This is a genomic window from Leuconostoc falkenbergense (assembly GCF_014634805.1).
Taxonomy (GTDB): Bacteria; Bacillota; Bacilli; order Lactobacillales; family Lactobacillaceae; genus Leuconostoc; species Leuconostoc falkenbergense.
In genome coordinates this window covers 1-3,082 of record NZ_BMBS01000073.1, presented here as the reverse complement: position 1 = coordinate 3,082, position 3,082 = coordinate 1, and the positions used below count along the sequence as shown (strand labels likewise).

General features: G+C 32.1%; 3 protein-coding genes. All 3 read right to left on the bottom strand.

Going from position 1 to position 3,082, the window contains the following annotated elements; translation table 11 throughout:
• Positions 1-61: 61 nt before the first annotated feature.
• Positions 62-334 carry a hypothetical protein gene (locus IEU71_RS09835; RefSeq protein ID WP_004910751.1) on the bottom strand — a complete coding sequence of 91 codons (273 nt, stop codon included), beginning with the start codon at positions 332-334 and terminating at the stop codon, positions 62-64.
• Between the two features lie 1,991 nt (positions 335-2,325).
• A complete protein-coding gene (locus tag IEU71_RS09830; protein ID WP_004910753.1) occupies positions 2,326-2,625 on the bottom strand; it encodes a DUF3892 domain-containing protein in 300 nt (99 codons plus the stop codon).
• 38 nt (positions 2,626-2,663) lie between these two features.
• Positions 2,664-3,082 (bottom strand): hypothetical protein (locus IEU71_RS09825; RefSeq protein WP_198422705.1); only part of this gene is annotated, 419 nt, incomplete at its 5' end.

Below are 3,082 nucleotides of genomic sequence, written 5' to 3'. Positions count from 1 at the left end.
AAAAAAACTCCTATACTTGATTATCTCGGATTATGCCCTAGAAATAAAGCAGTCCGGATTTTCAGTATACGAGCACATTCAATAACGTTTTAAAGTCGTTACGCCATGTTCTTAAACTTGAGTGACTCTTACCTGCTTCACTCACAACTTCTTCCCAGGTTATAAACTTATCACTGTAATATCGTTTGATTACTTCGCTGTGTTCTGGCTTGATGACTGACAAACAAAATTTAATGTCTGCCATGTCTTGCTTGTATCGTGGCTCAACCTCTGCCATTAGCTTCAATCTTCCTGAAAAATAATCTCTCAACATTTTATCTGTTCTATCTGCCATGATCACACCTCGTTTTTCATTTTGTCACTATCAAAAGTTATTTTTGGGGACTTTTCAAATGTTTTATTTTGGGAATTGTATTTAAATTTCCAACTATACTACGTTTTCCTTTTATCGTACCCATAGCCCCCCCTGCAAAGCCATATAAGCTACTTTAAAACACTATCAGTATAAATACACTCAACATCATATCATGCGTATAAACGCTCTTGTGGTCGTTCAATCTGGTTCACTATCTGATTAAGTTCTTTATTCAATGCCATAATGTAACCAGTAGGTGCAACAACATTGTAAAACTCTATAAATGGCTTATTCTCTTTGTACTTGCTGACACACATATCTTTAAGCTCCGGTTTTAGTTGTTTACAGAACTCATTCACCAGTCGTTTAATTTCTTGCACAAATACAGTATTCTCGTGCCTATACTTATTTGAACGTTATCAGTCTATCATCCCCGAAAAACAACGTTGGATTATCGCTCTATTAGTACATGTATTTGTCACAGTTACCTCTCCAATTAGTTAGTATTCTTTGAATATTATACTGCATATATACATTATATTTCGTATAAATTCTCATGGGTCTTTTTCTACTGATATGCTGAAAAATAATTTTTATTAATTATATATCGATTACGACATTTATGGATGTGCCCAGCCTTTCCTAATTTTAATATTCTGTCTTGAACATCTACAAAGATAAAATGTTTTTATGCTTTTTTATTGAAAAAATAGAACCATTGTTAGAAATAAAATATCTGACCATTTGAAAATAAGCGGCAAAGAAAAATCACAAAAATTTTCTACTAACTTAGCTACTTTGAAACAAACAAAAAAAGCCTAACAGGCTTCTTGATAAAAACTTATATACATCCTAAAACTAAAATCATTAATTAAATAAACAAGTATAATACTTAAGTTATTAACGGTCTCTCTGTACCAATCAACAAATATCACATATGCAACTAAAATTACTAACTAATTAAACAAGTATACTGCTAGACTATTGAGCAAAATCTCCGTTTCGTTCAATAAAACTAGTATAGCACACATTGTAAACAATAGCTATTTTATATGTATAATGGACTGCAGCTTGATACAGTCAAGTTTATCAGGGTTAAATCGAAACCACTGTTACTAAATCTAAAAGCGATATAAAAAGCTAATAGCGCTAAAAATTATTTTGAAATTTTATAAACTATTTTGAAATTAGAAGCATCTAAAAAAATAACTAACCGAGCAGAATACATATGAAATGGTCTTGGGCGACAGCAAACATTGCACTGCCCTATCATAATACATCATATATCCACTTGCTATTGTACTTATAAAATAAAAACACACCTATCTAATGGGTGTGCTCTACATCAAAGAACGTGCAAGACGCTTTCCGCTTACGTCCTACGCTCTGTATACTACGTTACAATAACAGAAATAGCAAATAAAAAGATCCGATGAATAGAAATGTCTTACAAAAAATTATCTTATGATTATTTGGAGATCAAACTTCTATTCATCGGATCTTCGACACCACCGGTGTCTTCACTAAGCATACGTGTTTTCAATAAATATAGCAATAAAAAAGCCCCAGCGGGGACATTAGAGCTATAAAGAGGTGTAAAAAGGGATTTTGTATTTCAACAATGTGTGCGATTTAATATTATCTCGCTAGGGAAAAACACTTTAAGTGTTTGACCCAGCATAGACTATATCCAACACTAAAGCAAATAAAAAGCCCCAAAGGGCAATGATTTTGTTTATAAAGGATTAACTGCTGTAATAAGCACACAACTCACAGAAAGAATTAGAAAAACCCATTTGGGGTAAAACACATCTCGTGTTTGAACTAAGCATAACCTAGTTACGCTATTAAAGCAAATCAAATATCTAGCCATGTGGAACGACGTGCATTTTAACAAAATAATTCAGCCTTTTTGATATCACTTCTCTACAAATTTAAATTTTAGTGTCTATTCAGAACCTTATTCATTATCAGTATTCTGGCAGTCTACCTAAATTATCAGACTTTTTCACACTGCTTTCCGTTTTGATATAACTATCATCATCAATGATAATTTCTTTGCCACGATACCATTTAGTAGAACCAAATTTTTGATGAATTGTCTCAAATATAACTCCGGCCATCATTTTCTCAATCATGGCATCCCTTTTAATTTTGGTAGTTGTCTTTATTGAGAACTTTTGACCATCAATAGTGCGAAAAACTTCAACCTCATCAAACTGGTCATGATTATCAGTATAATGAACCTTGTAAATATAATATTTAGTCATTTTTTCTACTACTCCTTTGACTTGTTTAACTAGCTCAATCACTTCACTAGTTTAATTAAAGGTACCTTAATCATATCGTACGTTATTTTTTTTCTAAACGTACCAGCCTCTTGAGATGCATTTTTATTATTAACACCTTTCATAGCTCTAATTTCATTTACGACTGGATAAGTAATAAAATTTAATGAGTCTGCCAAATAACATAGCATTGGTGCGCAGCGAATATGATTATATACATCTTTAAAGTCGCTATCCTCATCTTTGGTTTTTAACCATTCTAACCAGTGTATTTGTTGATCTTCATAAATAATATAGTTATTGCCAATGTGAAAATTTTGCTTATCACTAAAGTACGGTAACTTGTTTGTTGAGTTTTCAAATGCTCGTATACTGAAAATCCGGACTGCTTTATTTCTAGGGCATAATCCGAGATAATCAAGTATAGGAGTTTTTTTAT

What these genes read in the sequence shown, in the direction of transcription:
- IEU71_RS09835 (WP_004910751.1), bottom strand. Translation starts at nt 334, where the DNA reads ATGGCAGATAGAACAGATAAAATGTTGAGAGATTATTTTTCAGGAAGA.
- IEU71_RS09830 (WP_004910753.1), bottom strand. Translation starts at nt 2,625, where the DNA reads ATGACTAAATATTATATTTACAAGGTTCATTATACTGATAATCATGAC.